Source organism: Mesorhizobium sp. M8A.F.Ca.ET.208.01.1.1 (genome assembly GCF_004791315.1).
In the GTDB taxonomy this organism is placed as follows: domain Bacteria; phylum Pseudomonadota; class Alphaproteobacteria; order Rhizobiales; family Rhizobiaceae; genus Mesorhizobium.
This window is the reverse complement of record NZ_SRUT01000001.1, coordinates 226,634-248,406: the sequence shown is the minus strand read 5'-3', so window position 1 is coordinate 248,406 and position 21,773 is coordinate 226,634. Positions and strand designations below refer to the sequence as shown.

General features: G+C 64.0%; 24 protein-coding genes. 17 read left to right on the top strand and 7 right to left on the bottom strand.

Translation table 11 applies throughout. The annotated features are described in order from the left end of the window. Nucleotides 1-16: 16 nt before the first annotated feature. Nucleotides 17-583 carry an AAA family ATPase gene (locus tag EN851_RS01175; protein ID WP_135928361.1) on the top strand — a complete coding sequence of 189 codons (567 nt, stop codon included), beginning with the start codon at nucleotides 17-19 and terminating at the stop codon, nucleotides 581-583. A gap of 88 nt (nucleotides 584-671) precedes the next feature. Next, entirely contained in the window at nucleotides 672-1,109 is a 438-nt protein-coding gene (locus EN851_RS01170) for a VOC family protein (RefSeq protein ID WP_135928360.1), read from the top strand. Nucleotides 1,110-1,267: 158 nt separating this feature from the next. Here EN851_RS01170 and EN851_RS01165 read toward each other — a convergent pair whose 3' ends face one another. Beyond that, on the bottom strand, nucleotides 1,268-2,473 hold the full coding sequence (locus EN851_RS01165; protein WP_127279265.1) for a multidrug effflux MFS transporter: 1,206 nt from the start codon (nucleotides 2,471-2,473) through the stop codon (nucleotides 1,268-1,270). Between the two features lie 186 nt (nucleotides 2,474-2,659). Between EN851_RS01165 and EN851_RS01160 the strand changes: the two genes are divergently transcribed. The 4 genes from EN851_RS01160 (at nucleotide 2,660) to EN851_RS01145 (ending at nucleotide 4,482) form a co-directional block, all read left to right on the top strand. After that, nucleotides 2,660-3,349 carry a TetR/AcrR family transcriptional regulator gene (locus EN851_RS01160; protein WP_135881884.1) on the top strand — a complete coding sequence of 230 codons (690 nt, stop codon included), beginning with the start codon at nucleotides 2,660-2,662 and terminating at the stop codon, nucleotides 3,347-3,349. 146 nt (nucleotides 3,350-3,495) lie between these two features. After that, entirely contained in the window at nucleotides 3,496-4,032 is a 537-nt protein-coding gene (locus EN851_RS01155) for an SspB family protein (protein ID WP_127279263.1), read from the top strand. 16 nt (nucleotides 4,033-4,048) lie between these two features. Next, on the top strand, nucleotides 4,049-4,258 hold the full coding sequence (locus tag EN851_RS01150; protein WP_135881885.1) for a DUF4169 family protein: 210 nt from the start codon (nucleotides 4,049-4,051) through the stop codon (nucleotides 4,256-4,258). Next, nucleotides 4,255-4,482: a ribbon-helix-helix domain-containing protein gene (locus tag EN851_RS01145; RefSeq protein ID WP_135928359.1), complete on the top strand. Its 228-nt coding sequence runs from the start codon at nucleotides 4,255-4,257 to the stop codon at nucleotides 4,480-4,482. Before EN851_RS01150 ends, EN851_RS01145 begins: the two co-directional genes overlap by 4 nt. Here EN851_RS01145 and EN851_RS01140 read toward each other — a convergent pair. Next, the gene (locus tag EN851_RS01140; protein WP_135928358.1) at nucleotides 4,479-6,278 is read right to left on the bottom strand and encodes a chloride channel protein; all 1,800 of its coding nucleotides are present in this window, start codon (nucleotides 6,276-6,278) and stop codon (nucleotides 4,479-4,481) included. The two genes, EN851_RS01145 and EN851_RS01140, sit on opposite strands and share 4 nt — an antisense overlap. 164 nt (nucleotides 6,279-6,442) lie before the next feature. Between EN851_RS01140 and EN851_RS01135 the strand changes: the two genes are divergently transcribed. The 3 genes from EN851_RS01135 (at nucleotide 6,443) to EN851_RS01125 (ending at nucleotide 8,200) form a co-directional block, all read left to right on the top strand. After that, nucleotides 6,443-6,874, top strand: coding sequence for a MarR family winged helix-turn-helix transcriptional regulator (locus EN851_RS01135; RefSeq protein WP_189521740.1), 432 nt, complete (start codon nucleotides 6,443-6,445; stop codon nucleotides 6,872-6,874). Nucleotides 6,875-6,979: 105 nt separating this feature from the next. After that, entirely contained in the window at nucleotides 6,980-7,285 is a 306-nt protein-coding gene (locus tag EN851_RS01130) for a hypothetical protein (protein WP_135881888.1), read from the top strand. 33 nt (nucleotides 7,286-7,318) lie between these two features. Then, on the top strand, nucleotides 7,319-8,200 hold the full coding sequence (locus tag EN851_RS01125) for a sigma-70 family RNA polymerase sigma factor (RefSeq protein WP_135928357.1): 882 nt from the start codon (nucleotides 7,319-7,321) through the stop codon (nucleotides 8,198-8,200). A gap of 39 nt (nucleotides 8,201-8,239) precedes the next feature. Here EN851_RS01125 and EN851_RS01120 read toward each other — a convergent pair whose 3' ends face one another. Then, nucleotides 8,240-12,205, bottom strand: a complete 3,966-nt coding sequence (locus tag EN851_RS01120) for an AsmA-like C-terminal region-containing protein (RefSeq protein WP_135928356.1) — start codon at nucleotides 12,203-12,205, stop codon at nucleotides 8,240-8,242. A 133-nt stretch (nucleotides 12,206-12,338) separates the two neighbouring features. Between EN851_RS01120 and EN851_RS01115 the strand changes: the two genes are divergently transcribed. Further along, entirely contained in the window at nucleotides 12,339-13,301 is a 963-nt protein-coding gene (locus EN851_RS01115) for a Dyp-type peroxidase (RefSeq protein ID WP_135915632.1), read from the top strand. A 57-nt stretch (nucleotides 13,302-13,358) separates the two neighbouring features. Here the strand turns inward: EN851_RS01115 and EN851_RS01110 are convergent, their stop codons facing one another. Together EN851_RS01110 and EN851_RS01105 are read right to left on the bottom strand one after the other, a co-directional pair. Then, nucleotides 13,359-13,877: a hypothetical protein gene (locus EN851_RS01110; RefSeq protein WP_127277566.1), complete on the bottom strand. Its 519-nt coding sequence runs from the start codon at nucleotides 13,875-13,877 to the stop codon at nucleotides 13,359-13,361. Nucleotides 13,878-13,977: 100 nt separating this feature from the next. After that, on the bottom strand, nucleotides 13,978-15,393 hold the full coding sequence (locus EN851_RS01105) for an FAD-linked oxidase C-terminal domain-containing protein (RefSeq protein WP_127277568.1): 1,416 nt from the start codon (nucleotides 15,391-15,393) through the stop codon (nucleotides 13,978-13,980). Between the two features lie 102 nt (nucleotides 15,394-15,495). Between EN851_RS01105 and EN851_RS01100 the strand changes: the two genes are divergently transcribed. Together EN851_RS01100 and EN851_RS01095 are read left to right on the top strand one after the other, a co-directional pair. Further along, a complete protein-coding gene (locus EN851_RS01100) occupies nucleotides 15,496-15,981 on the top strand; it encodes a thioesterase family protein (RefSeq protein WP_135928355.1) in 486 nt (161 codons plus the stop codon). A gap of 232 nt (nucleotides 15,982-16,213) precedes the next feature. Next, nucleotides 16,214-16,411, top strand: coding sequence for a hypothetical protein (locus EN851_RS01095; protein ID WP_015317249.1), 198 nt, complete (start codon nucleotides 16,214-16,216; stop codon nucleotides 16,409-16,411). A 61-nt stretch (nucleotides 16,412-16,472) separates the two neighbouring features. Here the strand turns inward: EN851_RS01095 and EN851_RS01090 are convergent, their stop codons facing one another. Continuing rightward, nucleotides 16,473-16,952: an Lrp/AsnC family transcriptional regulator gene (locus EN851_RS01090; protein WP_127277573.1), complete on the bottom strand. Its 480-nt coding sequence runs from the start codon at nucleotides 16,950-16,952 to the stop codon at nucleotides 16,473-16,475. An 89-nt stretch (nucleotides 16,953-17,041) separates the two neighbouring features. Between EN851_RS01090 and EN851_RS01085 the strand changes: the two genes are divergently transcribed. From EN851_RS01085 to EN851_RS01075, 3 genes are all read left to right on the top strand, one after another. Continuing rightward, nucleotides 17,042-17,959, top strand: coding sequence for a DMT family transporter (locus tag EN851_RS01085; RefSeq protein WP_135928354.1), 918 nt, complete (start codon nucleotides 17,042-17,044; stop codon nucleotides 17,957-17,959). Between the two features lie 143 nt (nucleotides 17,960-18,102). After that, on the top strand, nucleotides 18,103-19,251 hold the full coding sequence (locus EN851_RS37650; protein WP_127277578.1) for a histidine kinase dimerization/phosphoacceptor domain -containing protein: 1,149 nt from the start codon (nucleotides 18,103-18,105) through the stop codon (nucleotides 19,249-19,251). Beyond that, nucleotides 19,248-19,694, top strand: coding sequence for a response regulator (locus EN851_RS01075; RefSeq protein ID WP_127277581.1), 447 nt, complete (start codon nucleotides 19,248-19,250; stop codon nucleotides 19,692-19,694). Before EN851_RS37650 ends, EN851_RS01075 begins: the two co-directional genes overlap by 4 nt. Before the next feature lie 6 nt (nucleotides 19,695-19,700). On the opposite strand, the gene EN851_RS01070 is transcribed toward EN851_RS01075, so the two are convergent. Then, on the bottom strand, nucleotides 19,701-20,588 hold the full coding sequence (locus tag EN851_RS01070; protein WP_135928353.1) for a dienelactone hydrolase family protein: 888 nt from the start codon (nucleotides 20,586-20,588) through the stop codon (nucleotides 19,701-19,703). Between the two features lie 372 nt (nucleotides 20,589-20,960). On the opposite strand from EN851_RS01070, the gene EN851_RS36120 reads away from it, so the two are divergent. Beyond that, nucleotides 20,961-21,113, top strand: a complete 153-nt coding sequence (locus tag EN851_RS36120) for a hypothetical protein (RefSeq protein ID WP_189521829.1) — start codon at nucleotides 20,961-20,963, stop codon at nucleotides 21,111-21,113. A 9-nt stretch (nucleotides 21,114-21,122) separates the two neighbouring features. After that, the gene (locus EN851_RS01065; protein ID WP_127277585.1) at nucleotides 21,123-21,554 is read left to right on the top strand and encodes a hypothetical protein; all 432 of its coding nucleotides are present in this window, start codon (nucleotides 21,123-21,125) and stop codon (nucleotides 21,552-21,554) included. The last annotated feature ends 219 nt before the right edge of the window (nucleotides 21,555-21,773 follow it).

Sequence of the window (21,773 nt, the reverse complement as noted above, 5' to 3'; positions counted from 1 at the left end):
TCTCCATGGACAAAAAATGCAAAACGATTCCGATCGATTTTTCGTGCTGACCGGCGGCCCCGGCTCCGGCAAGACCACCTTGATCGAAGCCTTGCGGCAGGCGGGCTTTGCGACGTCTGTCGAGGCCGGACGCGGCATCATCCGCGACCAATCCGCCATTGGCGGAACCGCCCTGCCCTGGAGCGATCGCGCATTGTTCGCCGAACTGATGCTGTCCTGGGAGATGCGCTCGTATCGTGCGGCCGCCGAGCTGGCCGGGCCGGTCTTCTTTGACCGCGGCGTGCCGGACACGATCGGCTATCTCAGGCTCTGCGGCCTGCCGGCGCCGGATCACCTCACCAGCGCCGCCATGGAATTCCGCTATGCGCGCCGCGTCTTCATTGCCCCGCCATGGCCGGAAATCTTCACCCAGGACGAACAACGCAAGCAAACGCTCGACGAAGCCGAGCGCACTTGCCAATCAGTGGCAGGCGTCTATGCCGAACTCGGCTATGAATTGGTGACCTTGCCGCTTGCTCCAGTCGAGGAGCGCGTGCGCTTCCTCCTCGACGCTGCTGGATTGCCGCCGACATTGCGGACATAAAGCGGCCGGCCCGGTCCGGCCCTTCATGCGCGTTGTCGGAACCAGGCTACACCTTGTAGATTGAACCGGCATCCTGGAGGTTGAAAACATGGCGCTCAAGCGGATGGACAATGTAGGAATCGTGGTCGAGGACCTCGGAGGGGCGATCGATTTCTTTCGCGAACTCGGCCTCGAGTTCGAGGGGCGGGCCACGATCGAGGGAGAATGGGCCGGGCGTGTCACCGGACTGGGCGATCAGCATGTCGAGATTGCCATGATGCGCACACCGGACGGCCACAGCCGGCTGGAGCTCTCCCGCTTCCTCACGCCGCCTGTCGTCGCGGATAACCGGAAAGCCCCGGTCAACGCGCTGGGCTACCTCCGCGTCATGTTCACCGTGGACGACATCGACGATACGCTTGAAAGGCTCCGCACGCGCGGCGCGCAGCTCGTGGGCGAAGTGGTCGACTACAAGGACGTGTATCGGCTCTGCTACATCCGTGGGCCTGAAGGACTTCTCATCGGACTCGCCCAGGAACTCAACTGAGCGCGGTCGTGAACCCAGGCAAACGTTGGGCCGGTGCAAAGAAACATTGCTGGTAGCGCGTCTTGCGCCGGGTAAACGACCGCAGCTTGTCGCCCGCACTGCCTTCGACATTAAAAAGGCCGGGATTGACCCGGCCTTTCGGTTCATTTGAGGATTGCCTATTCCGCCGGCGCTTCGACGGCTTGCCGCGAACGGCCAAGCGTGACCTTCGCCAGTGCGAACGATATCACCGCGCAGAGCGTGATGCCGGCGACCATCGGCAGCGGCGTGCCGTCGAAGAACACGCCGGCAACGCCCATGGCGAGCGCGCCGATGGCAAAATGCAGCGTGCCCATCAGCGCCGACGCCGTGCCGGCGATCTCGCCATGCTCTTCCATGGCCAGCACCGAGGTGGTCGGAATGACAAGCCCGAGGAAGCCGTAGCCGACGAACAGCAGGGCCGCCATAACATCGAGCCGGTCGACCCCCGTGGCCATGATGGCGAACAGCGCCACCATCGTCGTGGCATAGCCGGTCACCGCCACCCACACCACGCGCTTTAGCCCGAACCGTTCGGAAAGCAGGCCGGTCAGCTGCGACATGCCGATGAAGGCAACGGCGTTGATCGAGAAGAACACGCTGTAGACCGAAGGCGACAGCCCGTAATGGTCGATAAGGATGAAGGACGAACTCGACAGATAGACAAAGAAGCTCGCAATGCCGAAGCCGGCGATTGCCACCAGGCCAAGGAAATTACGGTCGCCCATCAGGAAACGGTAGCCGGCAAGCGCGGTACCGAAGGAGGAGCCGACACGCTCTTCCGCCGGCCGCGTCTCCTTGAGCGAGGTCGCTAGCAGGATGGTGGCAAGCACCGCCGCGCCGGTCACCGTCCAGAACACGGCGCGCCAGCCGAAATTCTCGATGATCTGGCTGCCAGTCAGCGGCGCCAGGATCGGCGACACCGAGAACACCAGCATCAGCAGCGACATCAGCTTGGCGGCCTCGTTGCCGGTGTGCAGGTCGCGCACGATGGCGCGCGGAATGGCCATGCCGGCGCTGGCGCCAAGCCCCTGCAGGAAGCGGAAGGCGATCAGCCACTCGATGGTCGGCGCCATTGCCGAGCCGATGCCGCCGGCCATGAACAGCGCCAGGCCGCCATAGAGCGGCAGCTTGCGGCCGACCATGTCGGAGATCGGCCCGACGACGATCTGGCCGAAGCCCATCGACAGGAAGAAGATTAAAAGGCTCATCTGCACGGCGGCGGTGCCGGCATGCAGATCGGTGCCGATCGACGGCAGCGCGGGCAGATACATGTCGATTGCGAACGGGCCGATGGCCGACAACAGGCCGAGCACGACCGCGATGCGGAGGAATTTGGGACTCATGATATTGGCTTCTTTCGAATCTGGTTGCCGCCGCCAGGCGACGTCTGACCCCAGGACGTTCCATCCCGCGGGATTCCTACTCCCAGAGCGAATTTATTCGTCCCTCTGGAGTGAAATCCCCTTATACCGTGTCCACAAATTTAGACACTCTTGTCCAAATCGTCAATCACCTCTATATAGATTTTGATGAGACCGGGCGTTTCTCCTGACACTTTCCCGCCACGTGGCCATGAGGCCAAGCGCATGTCGATCGTCGACGCCGCTGCCGGCGTGTTTTGCCGCGAGGGTTTCGCCGGCGCCAACATCGACCTGATCGCGGCAGAGGCCGGCGTCTCGCGCCAGACCGTCTACAACCACCATCGCGACAAGGAAAAGCTGTTCATCGCCGTGGTGCGCGACCTGACCGAACGCTGCAACGCCGGCATTTTCGCCACCATCGCCACCTTCCCCGATCAGCCCGGGGACCTCGAAGCCGACCTGATCGGTTTTGCCGTGCGCCTGAACCAGAACTGCATCTGCAACCGCGACGGAAAGTTCCTGCGCAAGCTGATCCAGACCGAGGGCGAGCGCTATCCCGAGCTGTTTGCCGAATGGCGCGAACAGGGCCCGGGCCGGACATGGCCGGCAATCGCCGCCCGCTTCGCCCGCCTAGCTTACGGCGGCCATCTCACGATCGACGATCCCGACGTGGCGGCACGCCAGTTCCTCGGCCTCGTCAATGCCGAATTGCAGACCACCTTCATGCTTGGCGGCACGCCGCGCGAGGACGAGGTGGTGCAATCGGCGACGAACGGCGTGCGCACTTTCCTGCGCGCTTTCGGCAAGCGCCCTTCCGCGATCGGCGCGAAAAAACACACTGCGCTGGCTAACGCATAACATTTGCGGTTGCGGCGAAGCCGCCTTGCCGATCAAATCGTTGGCAATAGTCCTCGCTTCGGCGCGGCGGCGGTCTATATCAGGTTTACGTCGCCCTCAAGCTTGATTACAGCTATGCGGACGATTCAACGGAACCCGACCAACTCATGGCCGACGACCACATCCGCTACGACATTCTGGCCCAGGAGGCGTTGCGCGGCGTCATGCGCAAGGTCCTGGCCGAGGTCGCGCGCACCGGCCTTCCCGGCAACCATCATTTCTTCATCACCTTCCTGACCGGTGCGCCGGGTGTGCGCGTCTCGTCGCGCCTGCGCGAGCGCTATCCCGAGCAGATGACCATCGTCATCCAGTTCCAGTATTGGGACCTGAAGGTCACCGACACCGGATTCGAGGTTGGGCTCTCCTTCTCCGACGTGCCGGAGAAACTCGAGATCCCGTTCTCGGCCGTGCGCGGCTTCTACGATCCCTCGGTCAATTTCGAACTCGAGTTCGACGTCAAGACCGATGCGCAGCCCGACGAGGAACCGGCGGCACCAGCGCCCGAACCGCTGGCCATCGTCTCCGAGAAGAAGCCGAAGGCCGAGAAGAAGGCCGCCGCCGAAGCGGAGAAAAAGCCCGCCGCCGCCGATGCTGGTACCAAAGGCGCCGAAGTGGTCTCGCTCGACGCCTTTCGCAAGAAATAGGCTCGCGGCTCCCGCCATGGCCGAAATCGTCAACCTTCGTCAGTTCCGCAAACAGAAGGCGCGGGCCGATAGAGAACAGGCGGCCGGCCAGAATCGCGCCTTGCACGGCCGCACCAAGGCCGAAAAGCAACGCGACCGCATGGTCGCCGACAAGAGCGAAAGGTTCGTCGCGGGCCATCACCGCGAAAAGCCCGGCGAACCAGGCGATCCCAGTGACGGTCAATGAGCCCGGTCGAAAAACGCTCGGTGACCATACGCGGCCATCGCACCAGCTATTCCCTCGAAAAGCCTTTCCATGACGATCTCGTCGCGATGGCGGCGGCAAGGAAGCTGACGCTCGCCGCCCTTGTCGCCGAAGTCGACGAAACGCGGCCCCGCGACACCAACCTGTCCTCCGCGCTCAGGCTGCATGTCCTGGAGTGGGCGAAGCGCGGCGGCAGCGAGATTTAAGAAGAAGCCGTGCGCTCCTCTTTCTTGCCTCTGGTGCCAAAGCCAAGCAAGGTCGAGCGCTCGCGTTCCTCGGCCTGCTTGCGTGAGCGCACGCGCATCAGATCCTTCCAGCCGACATAGCCGACCAGCCTTCCATCCTCGCGCGCCACGACCGGCAGATGCGATACATTGGCCGTCAACAATTTGTCCGACAGACCTTCCAGATATTCGTCGGGATAGGCCAGCGTCACCTTGCTTCCGGCCAACAGCTCGCCGAGCGTCGTCGTCCGGTGCTTGCCGGCACGGCGCCAGCGCAGGATCGCCGGCGGATCGATGAGGCCGAGCACCTGCCTGTTTTCATCGACCACGGGAAAACTCGGATGCCGGGCCTCCGGCGCCGTCAGGAAGGCGGCCGCGCCATGCAGCGTCATCGTCGCCGGCACGCTCTCGACCTCTGACGTCATCACCTCACGCACCCTGGTAAGCGCGAAGGGATCGACGCGATATTCGCGCACCAGATGGTGCCCTCGCCTGGCGATCTTCTCGGTCAGGATCGAACGCTTCATCAACAGCACGGTGACGGCATGCGCCGCCGCACAGGCCGCGATCAGCGGCACCAGCACATGCGTGTTGCCGGTCAGCTCGACGGCGAAGAAAGTGGCTGTCAGCGGCGCGCGCATCGTGCCGCCCATGGTGGCGGCCATGGCCAGCAGCGCCCAGAAGCCCGGGTCCGCCGCCGGCAGAATCCCGGCAAGCACCGCGCCCATCGCGCCGCCCATGATCAACAGCGGCGCCAGCACGCCGCCCGAGGTTCCCGAGCCGAGCGCTATCGACCAGATGACGGCCTTGACCACCAGCAGCAGGAGCGCCGCGGCGGCGATCGTGCGGCCGTCCAGCATGTCGGCGATGTTGTCATAGCCGACGCCGAGCGCCCGTGGGTCGATCAAGCCGCCTATGCCGACCACGAGGCCGCCGAGCATCGGCCACCACATCCAGTGGATCGGCAGCTTCTGGAAGCCGTCCTCGCAGGCATAGACCATCTGCGTCAGCAGCCCGGACAACAGACCCGCGCAGATGCCGATCAGCACCCAGCCGCCAAGGCCGAGGAAGGAAACCACCATGCTGCCCTGGAACGGAAAGATCGGCCCCGGCATGTGCAGCATCGTGCGCTCCACCTCCGCCACGATGGCCGCCACCGCCACGGGAATGAAGCTGCGCGGCGTCCATTCGAACAAAAGCAGTTCCACCGCCAGCATGATGGCCGCGATCGGCGTGCCGAACACGGTGGTCATGCCGGCCGCCGCGCCCGCCACCAGCAGCGTCTTGCGCTCGGTATCGCTGACCGGCAGCATCTGCGCGATCAGCGAGCCGATGGCGCCGCCGGTCATGATGATCGGACCCTCGGCGCCGAACGGCCCGCCGGAGCCGATCGAGATCGCCGACGACAGCGGCTTCAGGATCGCCACCTTGGCATCGAGCCTTGAGCGCCCGAGCAGGATCGCCTCGATGGCCTCGGGAATGCCGTGGCCGCGGATCTTCTCGCTGCCATAGCGCGCCATCAGGCCGATGATCAGCGCGCCGATGACGGGAACGAAGACGGCGGCAAGTCCGAGCGGCGTATCCTGCAGCTTCAGCTCGGCAAGCGAGAACTGGCCGAAATAGGCGATGTTGGTGGCCAGGCGGATCAGCTTCAGCAGCACGATGCCGGCAAACAGCCCGGCGGTCGCCACCACCACCGCTATCGCGGCGACGAGCAGCACCCTGGCGTCGGTGGTGAAATCCCTGAGATGACCGGGATTGGAATTGTGGGTCTTCATGGTGGCTTTGCTTCCTGGCGGCGGCCGTGTCTGGTTTTGCGGCACGGTCGAAGTGGCCAGCCGGTTGTCGGTCGACTATGTATCGTAACACGATATATATGTTCAAGCTGGTTTCGTTCGAAATTTCGTTTGAGCTTTCACCGGAAAACGAAGACATCTGCGATATGACGCAGCCGCCCAAGACCCCACGCCCCGCCATCAGGCAATCCGACTACCAGCGGCTGTCCGAGTTCCGCTACCTGATCCGCCGCTTCCTCGAATTCAGCCAGGTGCAGGCCGAGGACGCCGGCCTGACCCCGCGCCAGCATCAGGCGCTGCTGGCGATCAAGGGATATCCGGGCGGCGGGCCGGTGACGGTCGGCGACCTTGCGGAACGCCTGCGCATCCGCCACCACAGCGCCGTCGAACTGGTCAACCGCCTCGGTGAGGCAGGACTGGTCGCACGCGATCAGGACAAGGACGACCACCGCCGCGTGCTGCTGCGGCTGACCGAACGCGCCGACGATTGCCTGGCCGAACTCTCTGCCGCGCATCTCGACGAGCTGTCGCGCATCGAACCCATGCTGCGGCGCCTGCTCGACCGGGGCCAGGACTGACATCCGGCGTCTGCGCGGGCCGGTACCGAACTATTTTTTTGAAATCCGAATCCTTCGGCCTGGCTGAGGCGTCTTGGACAGACGACAGCCAAGGGAGCCGATGCGATGAAACATCATTTGATACGCTACAAAACGAAGCCGGACCGGGCGGACGAGAACGAGCGCCTGGTCAAGGCTGTGTTCGAGGAACTGCGCGGCAAATCGCCGGAAGGCGTTCGCTACATGACCTGGCGCTCCGGCGACGGCACTTTCGTCCATCTCGTCGAGATCGAAACCGACGAGCATGCTGACATCATCCCCGGGCTTGCCGCTTTCGAGGCCTTCCAAAACGGCATCAGGGATCGCTGCATCGACCCTCCGCATCGTGACGTGATGACAGTGGTGGGCCATTATCGGATGCTGGACGAGTAGCCTGAATAGAACCATGGCAAGAACGGCCGGTGCATGAACAGTCCAGGCGAGATCCCAAGGCCTTTCGACCGCTTGTTCGGCGAATTGCGCCCCAAACTGCATCGCTATTGCGCCCGCATGACAGGCTCGGTCGTCGATGGCGAGGATGTCTTGCAAGAGGCGCTGGCCAAGGCACTCGAGGCCTTGCCCAACGCCGGCCTGATCGCCAATCCCGAAGGCTGGCTGTTTCGCATCGCGCACAATACCGCGCTCGACTTTTTGCGCCGCCGCGCCCGTGAGAAGACGTTCTACGAGGAGGAGCCGGACATGATCGCCGACCCGGCAAATTCGATCGCCGAACGGCAGGCCGCGGCAGCCGGATTGCACAGTTTCATGCGCCTTCCCGTCGCGCAACGAAGCAGCGTCATCATGATGGATGTTCTGGGCTATTCGCTGCGGGAGATCAGCACCATGCTCGACACCAGCATCCCCGCGGTCAAGGCCGCGCTGCATCGTGGCCGCGGCCGGCTGCGTGAGATGGCCGACGAACAGGACGATCGTCCTGTTCCCAGGCTGAATGCATCGGAGCGCCTGTTGCTCGACGCCTATGTCGATCGCTTCAACGCCCGCGATTTCGACGCCGTGCGGGACATGCTGGCCGATGAGGTACGCTTGGAACTGGTGGCCAGGGCAAGGCTCAGCGGCCGCAAGGAGGTGGCAACCTATTTCGGCAATTATTCCCGGGTGCGAGACTGGCATTTCCAGCCTGGTTTCGTCGAAGATCGTCCGGCAATCCTCGTGCGCGATCCCAACGATCCCACGGCAGCCCCGGCATACTTCATCCTGCTGGGTTGGCAGGGCGGCAAGCTCGCCGCCATCCGCGATTTCCGCCACGCCAGATACGTCGCTGACGGCGCTGAGACATTCGTTCTTTGAGGCGATTGCCAGTCGGGCGGGCAGCCGGAATGCCTAGTCCTACTGCAGCGACTTCAACAGATTGTCGACCGTGAATGGGTTGGCTTTCGGCTTGGCCGGAGGCGGATTGTCGTTGGCGGGCGACTGCTCGGCCTTGGGCGCCTGTTGCGCCGCCTTGCGCTCCGCCTCGAGCCTGGCTTTTTCCTGGGAGGCAATGCGCATCGCCTCCTCCGCCTTCTGGCGCTCCTGCTCGGCCTGCGCCATGGCCGCCTCGTCCGCTGCCTGCTGCTCCGCCGCCGCCTTGGCCTCGGCATCGGCCTTGGCTTTCGCGTCTGCCTCCGCCTTGGCTTTCGCTTCCGCGTCGGCCTTTGCCTTGGCATCCGCTTCAGCCTGGGCCTGAGCGTCGGCTTCCGCTTTCGCCTTGGCGTCGGCCTCCGCTTTCAGGCGCGCCGCTTCCTCTTGTTGGCGCAGTTCCTCGGCGGCCTTGTCGCGGGCATCCTGAAGTGCCGCGTAGTAGCGTACCTCGCGCCGCAGCCGCTGCTTCTCGAGCAGCGCGGCCTGCATCGCCTCGACGCGTTGCTGTTCTTTTTCCAGCGCGCGCTGCGTCAGGAACTGCGCCAGAGGCTCGCTGTCGAACTGCCGTTTCACGGCGCCGAACGGCCCCTCGGCGGTGAAATTCACGGCCGGCTCGGAGCCGACAAGCGCTTCGTCGCCGGGCCGATAGGTGACCGCGCCCTTGGCCGAAACCGTGCTGGCGTTGAGGTCGGCCGTGATGTCGGCCGACAAGGTCGCCGCCGGATTTTCAAGGCTGATCGGCGGCGCCCTGAGCGTGCCGCCGGCAATCGTGAAGGCGACCTCGGCGTCCTTTGCGGCGAAGCTGCCGCCGGCGGCGATGTCAGGCGCGAAGCCGGCGGTCTTGGCCGCGTCGATATCGCGGCCGATCGCATCCGCCTTGGCGAGGAATGCGCTGAAGGCATCAGGATTGACGCCGGCGATCTGCAAATCCTTCAGCGCCGCCGTGCCGGAACCAGACAGGGCGGCGATCATTGCGTCGACCGACTTGCCGCTGGTCGACAGCGTCGTCGAGAAATCGCCGGTGCCGCCGATGCCCGCGTCCGGCAAGACGCTTGCCAGATCGGCGCCCGCCAGTTTCATCTGTCCGGTGAAAAGCCCAGTGCCCTCATTGTTCTTCAACTCGAACAGGCCGGTCAGCGCCCCGCCGAGGAATTTGGCCTTGAGATCGGCCACGCGGATGCCGTCCGGGTCGAGCTTGAGCGAGAAGGCCGCGTCATAGGCGGTGGCGAGCGGGCCGGCGGCCAGCGAAGCCGTGGTCAGGTCGAGATCGGCCGTGAACGGCAAGCTGGACTTCTGGCTGAACGGCGCCGACGGCCACGCATTGGCCCTGTCACTTTTGTCGGCCCCGTTCTTGTCCACGAGAAAAGCGGAATCGCCGAACAGCGCCACCGCCATCGGATCAAGGTCGAGTTCGTCGAGCGCCAGGGCGCCGGCCAGATGCGGCACGCCGTCTTTGCCGTCCACGCCCTGCTTCACATCGAGGTTGATGTCGCCGGACACGGCCGCCTCGTTGATGGCGCCGCTGAGCCCGGAGAGCACCAGCAGGCCGTTGCCATAATCGGCCTGCGCGGCCAGCGATGTCGACATGCCGGCTCCCATGCCGGGGAGGCCGATGCCCGTCGTCATCAGCCATGGCTCGATGTCGGAGGCGTCGAGGTTGACCTTGCCCTTCGCCGTCGGTCCTTGCGGCGTGTCGGCGACCGTTCCCTCGAAGCCGGCCTTGAAGTCGTTGCCGGCAAGGCTGAAGCTCGTCGTCAGGCCGCCGCCGAACGTGCCCTTGGCCTGGATATCGGTGCTTGCCTCGCCCAGCATGCCGAGCGGTAGCGCCGGCAAGCCGTAGAGCGCCAGCAAGGCGGTTGCGTCCGGGTTCCTGGCATTGAACGTCAGTGTCACGGGGGCGTCAGAAAGCTTGCCCACCGCGCCCTTCCCCGACAGCGACGCCGAAAACGCCGAGCCGCCGGCCTTGCCTTGCCCGCTCATCGCCAGGCCCGTGGAGCCGTCGCCATTGTCGGCGGCACTGGCCACGAGGTCGATGCGCGCATCCTGGAACAGCTCGGGATAAGCGGCGGCGCGGCCCGCGAGCCCCTTCAGCACGGCATTGTCAGGATAATGCTGCGCGGCGACATCGATCAGCGGTTTCAGGTCGACAGCGACCACCGAGGCGTCGAGCTTGCCGGTCGGGCTCGCCGGAAAATCCTTGATCCGGCCGGTGGCGCTGATCGAGGCGCCAGCCAGTCCGCCCACCGACAGCCGGTCGATTTCGAGCAGCCCGTCCCGCAGCCTTAGTGCGGTATCGACCGTGTCGGCGGTCAAGCCGCCGGCGCTGACCGGGCCGGCCTTGATCTGGAAATCGAGGTCGCTGCTGGCAAAGCGGTTGGCGCCCTTGTCGCTGACGAAGATCGAGGCGAAGGCCGCCAGCCCGTCCACATCGAGTTCGCCGCCCTCGAGCCGCATCAGCACCGAGGGCTTTGCGTCGTCGGGCTGGCTGGAATCGATGCGGCCGGAAAACTTCGCCTTGCCCAGGATCAATTCGAGATCGCTAAAGGATTGATGGTTTTGCGAGAGATCGACCTTGGCCTTGAAACCGGCGGCAGGCAGACGGCGGATCGCCTCGTCGACATCCTTCGACAGCCACGCCGCAAAACCTGAAGGTTGCGCCACCGCCAGCAGCAACGAGCCGGTGAAGCCGAAATGGCCCTGCACGTTGAGCATGACCTTGCCATCGGCTTCCAGCTTGGTGCGGCCCGGCAAGGTCGCGGCGAGCGATTTCACCGACCAACCGTCATCGACCGGCTCGGCGGAAAGATGAACATCGCGCACCGTCGTGTCGCCGGCCACCACCGCCGGCAGCTTGACCTCGACCGTGCCGGGAATTGTCGGCTTCGGCAGATCGAGCAGCGCCTGTTCCAGCCCCGCGATACGCTGGTCCAGCGTCAGGCCCGCGCCGGCCGGCGCACCCACCGCCTCGTCGAGTTGCACCTGCGCGCCATTGGCCTCGATGGCGAAACTCGGTTTCTGGCCGAGATCGACCGAGGCCTTGCCGTCGGCGGTATAGGGATTGTCCAGCGGACCGGTCTCGAAACGGAATTCGTCGACGCCAAGCTTCTGGTGATCGAGCGAGAACTTGCCGTTCAGCCTAAAGCCCGGATCGGGCTTGCCGGCGCTGACCTTCACCGTCTCGCCATCCGTGCCGCGCAGCTCGGCTGAATTCTTGTCGGCGCCCGAAATCTTGAACTGGCCGGAATAGACGGCCGCACTGTTGACGATGCCCGCATTGCCGTCGGTCTCGATGACCAGCGGATAGGCATCGGGGTCCGCCTTCAGCCGAAGCCGCAGCTGCCCGGAAGGTTCGGCCTTGCCGGTCGAGGCCGCAACCGTGGCGCGCAAGCCGTCGAGACGCAACGTGCCGTCCATGCGCCACGGACCGGCCAGCGATTTGGCCGAAATGGTCGAGTTGATCTCGGAGAAGATGTGGCTGCGGCCGCCGGCGGCATGGCGCAGTTCGATCTGCCCTTCCGTCACCGTCAGTTTCTCGATCGAGACCTGTCCGGGATCGAAGGGCGAAGACGGCCGCATCGCCCAGTCGACGGTACCATTGGCGGCGATGTCTATGATTGCCTTCGGCCGCACCAGCCGCATGTCGAAAATCAGCACCTCGCCGCGCAGGAAGGGCGCGAGTTCCGCATCCATCGAAAACGTCTCGACGGTCATGGCCGGCTGGCCGTTGGGGCCGCCGGCGACGGCGACGTTGGAAAACGTCACCGAGGGAAACGGCAACAGCCTTGCCGTGGCGTCGCCCTGCACGGTCACCTTGCGGCCCAGGATGGCGCTTGCCTCGCGCTCGAACTCGGCGCGGTAGCCGGTCCAGTCGACAAAATACGGCACCACCAGCGCCGCGCACAGCACCAGCACGAACAAGCCACCGAAGATCACGAACAGGCGTGCGAGCATCAGCTCCGAACAGGTTGATTGAAATTCTGCCGCACTCTACCCGCATCCGCGTGTCGATAAAGAGGCAAATCATCCCGTGTTGCGTCCTGCCGGACGATCTGAAACAAATCCTGGAAAAAGCGGAGATTCTCGGATGTCGGGCAAGAACTGGGACCGTGTGCCGATCGATGCGCAGAGCGTCGATGCCCCGCTTTCGCAATCGGCGATTTTTCTTGTCGTCACCGTCGCCGGCGAACAGCCGGCCCTGGCCAGGGTGTGCTCCGTGCTTGGCGAACTCGACGATCTGGTCAAGACTGTCGGATTCCGCGACCTTGGTGGCCGCCTGTCCTGCATCGCCGGCATCGGCAGCGATCTCTGGAACCGGCTCAGCCCCGGCCGGCGGCCGCTGGAGCTGAAGCCGTTCGCTCCGATCAAGGGCGCGGTCCATTCAGCGCCAACGACGCCGGGCGACCTGCTCTTCCACATTCGCGCCGAGCGGCCCGACATGTGCTTCGAATTCGAACGTATCCTGCTCGACAGGCTTGGTCCCGGTGTGACCGTCGTCGACGAAGTGACCGGCTTTCGCTATTTCGATGCCCGCGACCTGCTCGGCTTCGTCGACGGCACCGCCAACCCGGCCGGCCTCGACTTGCCCGCCTCGGCGCTGGTCGGTGAAGAGGACCCCGACTTTGCCGGCGGCAGCTATGTCGTGGTCCAGAAATATTTGCACGACATGCAGGCCTGGGCGCGCATTCCAACGCCCGAGCAGGAGGCGATCATCGGCCGCACCAAGATCGACAACATCGAAATCGATGATGACGACGCGCCGCGCAAGTCGCACAAGTCGCTGGCCACTATCGAGGATGCCGACGGCAATGAATACGATATATTGCGCGACAACATGCCGTTCGGCAGGCCCGGGCAGAACGAGTTCGGAACCTACTTCATCGGCTACAGCAGATATCTCTGGGTCACCGAGAAAATGCTGCAGCGCATGTATGTCGGCGATCCGCCCGGCGCCTATGACCGGCTGCTCGACGTCTCGACGCCGCACACCGGCACGACCTTCTTCGCCCCCACCCGTCCCATGCTGCAGACGCTTGTGCAGGCGAAGTAAGAGAAGCTTTGTCGCTGCGCAGTAGAGCGTCGGCTGGCGGCCTCTATCCGCGGCCCCTCAACGTGCGTCGCGTTTCGCCTGCGCCACCTTGGCCGCCTTGCGCTGCCGGCCGAGTTCAGCCGGTCGGACCAGGCTTGCAACCTTCTGGTTGGCCACGGCCCGCATACCCTTGTGCGCCGTGCGCGAATTGTGCGTCGGACCGTTCGGGGCTTTCTGCTTCAAGGTCAGCGCCTTGCGCGCGTTGCCGACCAGCGAAATGCGGGCCGCCAGTTGGCGGCGCAGTTCGGCCTCGCCGTTCAGCCGCCGCATCGCCGTCGCCAGCACCGCAAGCTTCACTTGTGAACCGCCATCAGCCTTCGAGGCGGTCGCGCCCTTTGCCGCGCCCTTGCCGCGGATTTCACGACGGCGGCGATGCGCTTCGGTCTGCGCCTTGTCGCGCCGTTCCCGCAACAGCTTGACCAGGCCGGAAAGGTCGGCGTCGGAAAGATCCTGCACCGCCGGATGGTGCGACTTCTCCACCAATTCCTTTTCGTCGGCGCTCAGCGCGCGCGCTTCTTCCTTGCGTGAAATGGCCATGACAGTCCTCCTCAGCCGGCACGCCTGTTTTCCAGGCTTGCCACTTGAGGAGCCTCGACCCGAATGGCGGCGCGGTCAAGACCGGCGCCTCACGATGCCCTTAGCCCATGTCAGGCAGGATCTTGCCCGGATTCATGATGTTTTGCGGATCGAGCGCCTGTTTGATGGTGCGCATGATGTCGACGCCATGGCCGAGTTCGTGGCGCAGGAAGCCGATCTTGCCCTGGCCGATGCCGTGCTCGCCGGTGCAGGTGCCCTCCATGGCGATCGCCCGCATATTGAGCCGTGCGACGAACTTTTCCGACAGCGCGATTTCCTCGGGATCGTTGACATCCATCAGCACCAGCACATGGAAATTGCCGTCGCCCGCATGACCGACGATCGGCGCGATCAGGCCCATCTCGGCAATATCGGCTTCGGTCTCGGTGACGCATTCGGCAAAGCGCGAGATCGGCACGCAGACATCGGTCGACAGGCCCTTGGCGCCCGGCCGCAAGGTCAGCGAGGCCCAGTAGGCGTCGTGCCTCGCCTTCCACAATTTGGTCCGCTCCTCGGCGACGCTGGTCCACAGGAACGGCCCGCCGCCATTTTCTTCGGCGATCATGCCGAAGGTCTCGGCCTGCTCGGCAACGCCGGCGTCGCTGCCGTGGAATTCCACGAACAGGCACGGGCTCTCGGGATAGTCGAGCTTGGAATAAGTCTTCATCGCTCGCATCTGCAGCGCGTTGACCAGTTCGATGCGCGCCACCGGAATGCCCATCTGGATCGTCGCGATCACTGCGTTGCAGGCCGCCTCGACACTCGGGAACGGGCAGACGCCGCCCGAGATTGCCTGCGGAATGCCTTGCAGCTTCAAGGTCAGCGCGGTGATGATGCCGAGCGTGCCTTCGGATCCGACCAGCAGCCTGGTCAAGTCATAGCCCGCCGAGCTCTTTTTCGCCCGCTTGCCGGTCGTCACGGTCTCGCCGTCGGCCATCACGGCGGTCAGCGACAGCACGTTCTCGCGCATCGTGCCGTAGCGCACCGCATTGGTGCCGGAGGCCCGCGTCGCCGCCATGCCGCCGAGCGAGGCATTGGCGCCCGGATCGATCGGGAAGAACAGGCCGGTGTCGCGCAGATGCCGGTTCAGGTCCTCGCGCGTCACGCCGGGTTCGACGGTGCAGTCGAGATCCTGCGGATTGACCGCAAGAATGCGGTTCATCCGCGACGTATCGACCGAGATGCCGCCACCCGGCGCGTTGGTGTGGCCTTCGAGCGACGAGCCGACGCCAAACGCGATCACCGGCACGCGGTGTGCCGCGCAGGCGCGCACGATTTCCTGCACCTCGGCCGTCGTCTCCGGGAAAGCGACGCCGTCAGGCGCCTGCGTCGGAATATAGGTGGTCGTATGCGCGTGCTGCGAGCGGATCGCCTGTCCGGTCTGGAAGCGCTCGCCCAGACGCTGCTTGAGGATGCCGAGTACGGCCGCGATGCCTTCCTCGTTGCGTTCGACCGGATTGAGGTCGCTCAGAGCCATGGAATCCTCCGCGAATGGACCAGCATGCATGCTTGTCATGCGATTATGGATGCGTAGTCTCCACGACCACGCTCTGTCCAGCACCAGAACAAGGAAGTTTCGATGTCCATCCTCGCCCCCTTCGTTTCCAAGCCCATGGACATCGAGAAGGACTGGATCGACTATAACGGCCATCTCAACATGGCCTATTACAACGTGCTGTTCGACCGCTGCTCGGACGAGGCCTTCGAGGCGATGGGCATGGGCCTGGACTATGTGAAAGAGCGGCGGCTCACCATCTACACCGCCGAAGTCCATGTTTGCTACGTGCAGGAGTTGCACCTGGACCACAAGGTCATGGTCTCCTTTCAACTCATCGACCATGACGAGAAGCGGCTCAGGGCCTACCAGGAAATCCGCCATGTCGATGGCTGGCTCGCCGCCACGTCCGAGACCCTGTCGCTGCATGTCGACATGTCGGGGCCGAAGGTGGCGCCCTTCCCGGCCGATGTGCTGGCCAGGATCGAAGCCATGCGCGCCGCCCATTCGGTGCTGCCAATGCCCGAACGCGCCGGGCGCTCGATCGGAATCAGGCGCAAGCAGGGCTAGGGCAAATTCGAGGACGGAACGACTTCAAAGCCACACCCGCGAACCAAAATCGCCGGCCCCCTCAAATCGACTGGCGCCAGCGCTTGAAGCGGTCCTGGACCCACATTAACCTTACCGAGGTTTTAACGGGAACAAGCCAATTGAGCCGTTGAACGACTCAGCGGAGCGGTCGAAAACGTCCGCACCAGGGTTGTTTACGGGCGGCGGGGCGAAGCCGGTTCGAGGGACGTGCATGAAAACCGACATCAAGGTCGAGGTGGATAGGCTGGCGGCCGATCCGCGCATATCAGACTATGATTTCTGGCGTTCGCTCAAGAATGTCGACAACGAGATCTTTCACATCGCCAACAACAACGAACCGATCCCATTCGACATGATTCGCTGGCGCAGCATCCTGAAACGCGCCCGCCTGAAGCGCGGCCACGCCTGAGGCAAGCGATTTCGATCGCCGTCTGGCGCTGACATTTTTCTCAAGCAACATCTCACCGAGATCAAACCTGCCGCTTGATCGCCGCCAGCGGCGAGCGCGCGATCACCGGCGACGACTGGATGATCGCCGTGTTGGTCATCGCATGGGGGATGATGCGATCGATCACCCGTTCGAGTTCGGCCACCGAGCCGACATGCGCCAGCGCGATGAAACAGTCTTCGCCTGTCACCCGGTCGCATTGCGCGATCTCGGGCAGGGAGCGGATGATCTCGGCCACGACCGCCAATTGCCCCGGCACCGGCCGGATGCGCAGCCATGCCGACAGTTTCAGGCCAAGCGCCGCGGGATTGATTCTGACCGAATAAGCTTCGATCACGCCGTTCTCCTGCAGCCGCTTGAGGCGCTCGGCCACACTCGGCGCCGACAGGCCGACCGAGCGCGCCAACTCCGCCGTGCTGATGCGCGCGTCCTCTTCCAGCAAGCGCAATATTTTCATGTCGGCGGCGTCGAGGTCGACGCTTTCGCTTCGAAGGCGTTTCATGGAAAAATCCTTGCTTCCGGGAAAGAAATGACCGGACTTGCTGCTCATCGTCCATATAAACCGGAAAGATCGCCTGCGATACTGCGCCGATGGATGACCAGGCGCAAGTCCCGACTGCCGGTCGCGATGCCACCAGGCCTGCTCTTGCCGGCCCGGGCAGCCTGGCGACGAGACTGCCACCGCATCTCTGGTTCGCGGTCAGCGCGGTCTTCCACTATCTCGGGCCTGCCTTCGCCGTGCTGCTTTTCCCGCATGTCGGCGTGCTCGGCATGGCGTGGCTGCGCATCGCCACAGCGGCGCTGATCTTCGCGCCGCTGACGCGGCCCTGGCGAACCTTCGTCGGAACCGATACTCGGACGCGCCTGTTGTTGCTGGCCTTCGGCGCTTGCCTGGCGGTGATGAACTGCTCGTTCTACTTGGCGCTCGACCGCTTGCCGATCTCGTTGGTGGCGGCGATCGAATTCGTCGGCACCATCGGCATTGCGCTGGTCGGCCTCAGGAGCACCCGCAATCTGGTCGCTCTTGCCATAGCCGTCACCGGCACCTTGCTGTTGACCGACGTCAGATGGTCAAGCGACCCGATCGGGCTGTTCTGGGCTTTCCTCAACGGCGCGCTCTTTGTCGGCTACATCATGCTTGGCCACCGCGTCGCCCGCACCGGCGCCGCCGACGGCATCGCCGGCCTGGGTGCCGCCATGGCAGTCGCTTTCGTCGTCGTGCTGCCGATCGGCTTCACCGACGCGCTGCCCGCCTTTTTCTCGCCGCCGCTGCTCATTGCCGCCGTCGGCGTCGGCATCTGTTCCTCGGTCATACCCTATGCCTGCGATCAACTCGCCATGGCGCGGTTGCCGCGCTCGAGTTTCGCGCTGATGCTGTCCCTGCTGCCGGTCACCGCGACAGTGATCGGAGTCGTGGTGCTGCGTCAGATCCCCGGTCCGGCCGACTGCATCGGCATCGCCCTGGTGGTGGCCGGTGTCGCCTTCCACAAGCCGGCCTCCGCCGGCTAGTCGAGAAATCCCTTTCCTCCCAGTCGGTTGCAAAAAGCATCCGTTGGTTCCCACCTGCGACGAACTGCGACAGGCCGTTCGAGATTGAACCAAATCCGACTTTGAGCCGTTGTCTCCCACGAAAAATGGCTTGGAGCGACGCGATGGACTGGAAAAAGACCAGGGAACCCGCCGACGCATGGCACATGACCGACGACCTTCATGTCGAGCAAGGCAAGGGCGACCCCTTCGCGGCGGCCATCCGTGCCACGCGGATGTCAATGATCATTACCGATCCGCGCCGGCAGGATAATCCGATCGTCTTTGCAAACGACGCCTTCCTGCGCCTGACGGGATACGAGCGCCATGAAGTTATCGGCAAGAACTGCCGCTTCCTGCAGGGCCCCAAGAGCGACAAGGCCGCCATCGCAGAGATACGCGCCGCGATCGAGAACGAGACCGATCTTAGCGTCGATATCCTGAACTACCGCAAGGATGGTTCGAGCTTCTGGAACGCGCTCTACATAAGCCCTGTCTCCAACGACAAAGGCGAATTGCAATTCTTCTTTGCTTCCCAGCTCGATGTTTCAGACCGCAAGCGTTCGGAACATCGCATCACCGCGGACAAGGATCGCTTCGAGAAAGCCGTGAGGGAACGTACTGCGGAACTCGAGGCGGCGCTCGAGGCGCAGACCACGCTGCTGCACGAGGTCGATCATCGCGTGAAGAACAACCTGCAGATGATCTCCTCGCTCATCCTCATGCAGAGCCGGACCGTCAGTGACGAGAATCTGAAACGCTCGCTGGGCACGATGCTGGAACGCATAGAGGCGCTCAGCACCGTGCACCGCCGGCTCTACCAATCCAAGGACGTCAGCAAGTTCGATGTCTCGGATTTTGCCAGGGATCTCGTCTCCGAGCTGCTCACGGCTTCGGGACGCTCGGAAATCAATCCGAAACTTGATCTCGAGTCCATCATCATCCCAGCCGAGAAGGCAACGCCGGTGGCATTGATGGTGAACGAACTCCTCACCAACGCGCTCAAGCATGCGTTCAAGGAAGGGCCGGATGGCACGAGATCGGGCAGCATCGGCATCAAGATGAGCCAGCCGGACGGCCATTTGAACATCGAGGTCTCGGACGACGGCGTCGGCATGGCGGACGCCAATGGGGACGCCTCCTTCGGCATGCGGCTGATCAAGTCGCTTGCACGCCAATTGCGCGCCGACATCGAGTGGCGCGATGCCGGTCCCGGCACTCGCGTTGTCATTTCGATGCCCAACGGACCACAGCACAAAGGGAACCTGTCATGAATGAGCCTCTCAAGGTCCTGATCGTGGAGGATGAGGCCTTGCTGGCCATGGAGCTGGAAAGCCTTGTCCAGGACGCCGGCCACAGTGTGGTGGGCTGGGCGACATCCCTGGCCGAAGCAAGGGAGGTGGTTGATTCGACGCGGGCCGACATCGCCTTTGTCGACATCCACCTCACCGACGGCCCGACCGGCATCGATGTCGCCGAATATATCGACGACAGGAAGAACTCCATGGTCGTTTTCATGACCGCCAACCCGAAGCGCATTCCCGACCATTTCGCCGGCGCGATCGGGGTCATTGCCAAGCCCTACACGGTCCACGGGGTGACTTCGGCCCTGCGCTATTTGCAGGAAGGCGTGCGGCGCCCGCCGCCGACATCGGAGCGTCCGGCGGGCTTCACCTTGTCGCCGGCTTTCGAGACGGTCTGGGCGCCGGGAAGGTGACGACGATCAAGCCAGCTTCTGCTTGAGGAAAGCGACGGTCCTGCCCCAGGCGAGATCGGCCGCCTTCTTGTCGTAGCGCGCCGCCGAGGTGTCGTTGTTGAAGGCATGGTTGGCGCCTTCATAGACATAGACCGTGTATTCGACATGCGCGGCGTCGAGCTCCTTCTTGAAGGCATCGATCCCGGCATTGGTGCGCTGGTCGAGGCCGGCATAATGCAGCAGCAGCGCAGCCTTGATCTTAGACGCGTCGGGGGCGTTCGGCTGCATGCCGTAATAGGCGACGCTGGCGGCGAGGTCGGGCGCATTGACGGCCAGCATGTTGGCCGTGCCGCCGCCCCAGCAGAAGCCGATGGCGCCGACCTTGCCGTTGCCGTCCTTGTCGGCCTTGAGAAAGGCGACCGTCGCCACGCCGTTGGCCACGGTCTGCGCCGGGTCGAGTTTCCCGAACATGTCGCGCGCCTTGTCCTCATCGGCGGGCGTACCGCCGAGCGGCGACAGGAAATCGGGCGCGAGCGCCACGAACCCTTCCAGCGCCACACGCCGGGCGACGTCGCGGATATGCGGGTTGAGCCCCCTGTTTTCATGAATGACGATGACGGTGCCGAGCTTGCCGGCCTGGTTCGCCGGCTTGACCAGATAGCCCTTCATCTCGCCGCCGCTGCCGGGATAGGTGATGTCCTCGCCTTTCACGCGGACATCGTTTTCGGCGACAATCGCCGCCTGGGCGGAGTTCGCCGCCAGCATCGGCGCGATCGCGGCGGCCGCGGCACCCGATCCAGCAAGCCTGGTCAGTTGCTCCATGAAGCGACGGCGATCGAGCGTCAGATGGGTGTATTCGTCATAGGCGTCGATCATCGCCTGGGTGATGACGGGCTTGGTGGTGACGTCGGTCATGGGCTTCCTCGATCTCGGTGTCTTGACTTCGGTTTCCTTGCCGTCCGCAGGATAGGGGCGAGCCTGTCATCGTCCACTGGACGGTGACACCTCGCCGCCTCCAAGACCGCCAGCCAGGCCGCTGAAGATCATCACGTTTTTGTCATCGGTGAATAATCTTGATGGCGCTGCCACAATAGTGGGGGAAACTGGCTGGCCGGCCGCTTTTGGCGGTCACGGTAGAGCAATTCCAGGAAAAGTGCGTAGCGGTTTTCCCGGGAGAAGCGCGCAGCGCTTCCCCTTGGGAATTGCGTAAAACAAGAAGTTAGAGTGGGGCGGAGGTTCTATCAAACTCTGAACCGCTCTAGGCCCGATCTGGAAGGAACAATGCCGATGACCATGACCTCGCCGATGCTCGCAACAGCTTTCATGGTTGCGGCCGCCGTTCTGGCGATGCGCGCGGCCGTTGTTGCGGCGAGCCGCAAGTCCATGGTCAAGGTACGCAGCCGCCAGCGTCATCCGGCAAACACGAAAAACCCAAGGTGAGGTGAAGTCATGGACGTCCAGGACATCGTGAACACCGTCTCGCAGAAGGCCGGTCTCGACCAGGCTACGACCGAAAAGGTCGTCGGCACCATTTTCTCGGTCCTCGAGCATGAGGCCGAAGGCACCAGCGCCTCCTCCTTCTTCGCCAAGATTCCGGGCGCCGATGCGCTGGCGCAGAAATACGACGTCATGGCCGCCCCGGCCGGCGGCGGCGGCTTCCTGTCCTCGCTGCAAGGCGCGCTTGGCGGCGTTCTCGGCGAGAAAGCCGGCGCGCTGGTCAACGGCCTCGCCGCGCTCAAGGCATCCGGCCTCGACATGGCGCAGATCCAGAAGGCAGGCGAGACGCTGGTCCAGCAGGCCGAGGCAGCCGCCGGCCCCGATTTGACCAACCAGGTGCTCGGCTCGGTGCCCAGCCTGAAGAGCCATCTGGGGCTCGGCTAAGACGGCGACGCCGGCCGCCCGGTCGAAGGCAGAAAAACGTCCTGCATTGCGACGCTTTGCTGACCATGGCTGGCGCTGCCCCTCACCTGCCTGCCGGCATCCTCTCCCCGTATAGTGACGGGGAGAGGGGCGCTGTCATCGCCGATTTCGCTAATCCCCAATGATGCAAGAAGGCGCCGCGGTTGCGTCCAGCCCCTTCTCCCCGTCACTATACGGGGA

Bases quoted from the DNA above. Each gene is read 5' to 3' on its own strand.
- EN851_RS01175 (WP_135928361.1), top strand. From the start codon at position 17: ATGCAAAACGATTCCGATCGATTTTTCGTGCTGACCGGCGGCCCCGGC.
- EN851_RS01170 (WP_135928360.1), top strand. From the start codon at position 672: ATGGCGCTCAAGCGGATGGACAATGTAGGAATCGTGGTCGAGGACCTC.
- EN851_RS01165 (WP_127279265.1), bottom strand. From the start codon at position 2,473: ATGAGTCCCAAATTCCTCCGCATCGCGGTCGTGCTCGGCCTGTTGTCG.
- EN851_RS01160 (WP_135881884.1), top strand. From the start codon at position 2,660: ATGAGACCGGGCGTTTCTCCTGACACTTTCCCGCCACGTGGCCATGAG.
- EN851_RS01155 (WP_127279263.1), top strand. From the start codon at position 3,496: ATGGCCGACGACCACATCCGCTACGACATTCTGGCCCAGGAGGCGTTG.
- EN851_RS01150 (WP_135881885.1), top strand. From the start codon at position 4,049: ATGGCCGAAATCGTCAACCTTCGTCAGTTCCGCAAACAGAAGGCGCGG.
- EN851_RS01145 (WP_135928359.1), top strand. From the start codon at position 4,255: ATGAGCCCGGTCGAAAAACGCTCGGTGACCATACGCGGCCATCGCACC.
- EN851_RS01140 (WP_135928358.1), bottom strand. From the start codon at position 6,278: ATGAAGACCCACAATTCCAATCCCGGTCATCTCAGGGATTTCACCACC.
- EN851_RS01135 (WP_189521740.1), top strand. From the start codon at position 6,443: ATGACGCAGCCGCCCAAGACCCCACGCCCCGCCATCAGGCAATCCGAC.
- EN851_RS01130 (WP_135881888.1), top strand. From the start codon at position 6,980: ATGAAACATCATTTGATACGCTACAAAACGAAGCCGGACCGGGCGGAC.
- EN851_RS01125 (WP_135928357.1), top strand. From the start codon at position 7,319: ATGAACAGTCCAGGCGAGATCCCAAGGCCTTTCGACCGCTTGTTCGGC.
- EN851_RS01120 (WP_135928356.1), bottom strand. From the start codon at position 12,205: ATGCTCGCACGCCTGTTCGTGATCTTCGGTGGCTTGTTCGTGCTGGTG.
- EN851_RS01115 (WP_135915632.1), top strand. From the start codon at position 12,339: ATGTCGGGCAAGAACTGGGACCGTGTGCCGATCGATGCGCAGAGCGTC.
- EN851_RS01110 (WP_127277566.1), bottom strand. From the start codon at position 13,877: ATGGCCATTTCACGCAAGGAAGAAGCGCGCGCGCTGAGCGCCGACGAA.
- EN851_RS01105 (WP_127277568.1), bottom strand. From the start codon at position 15,393: ATGGCTCTGAGCGACCTCAATCCGGTCGAACGCAACGAGGAAGGCATC.
- EN851_RS01100 (WP_135928355.1), top strand. From the start codon at position 15,496: ATGTCCATCCTCGCCCCCTTCGTTTCCAAGCCCATGGACATCGAGAAG.
- EN851_RS01095 (WP_015317249.1), top strand. From the start codon at position 16,214: ATGAAAACCGACATCAAGGTCGAGGTGGATAGGCTGGCGGCCGATCCG.
- EN851_RS01090 (WP_127277573.1), bottom strand. From the start codon at position 16,952: ATGAAACGCCTTCGAAGCGAAAGCGTCGACCTCGACGCCGCCGACATG.
- EN851_RS01085 (WP_135928354.1), top strand. From the start codon at position 17,042: ATGGATGACCAGGCGCAAGTCCCGACTGCCGGTCGCGATGCCACCAGG.
- EN851_RS37650 (WP_127277578.1), top strand. From the start codon at position 18,103: ATGGACTGGAAAAAGACCAGGGAACCCGCCGACGCATGGCACATGACC.
- EN851_RS01075 (WP_127277581.1), top strand. From the start codon at position 19,248: ATGAATGAGCCTCTCAAGGTCCTGATCGTGGAGGATGAGGCCTTGCTG.
- EN851_RS01070 (WP_135928353.1), bottom strand. From the start codon at position 20,588: ATGACCGACGTCACCACCAAGCCCGTCATCACCCAGGCGATGATCGAC.
- EN851_RS36120 (WP_189521829.1), top strand. From the start codon at position 20,961: ATGACCATGACCTCGCCGATGCTCGCAACAGCTTTCATGGTTGCGGCC.
- EN851_RS01065 (WP_127277585.1), top strand. From the start codon at position 21,123: ATGGACGTCCAGGACATCGTGAACACCGTCTCGCAGAAGGCCGGTCTC.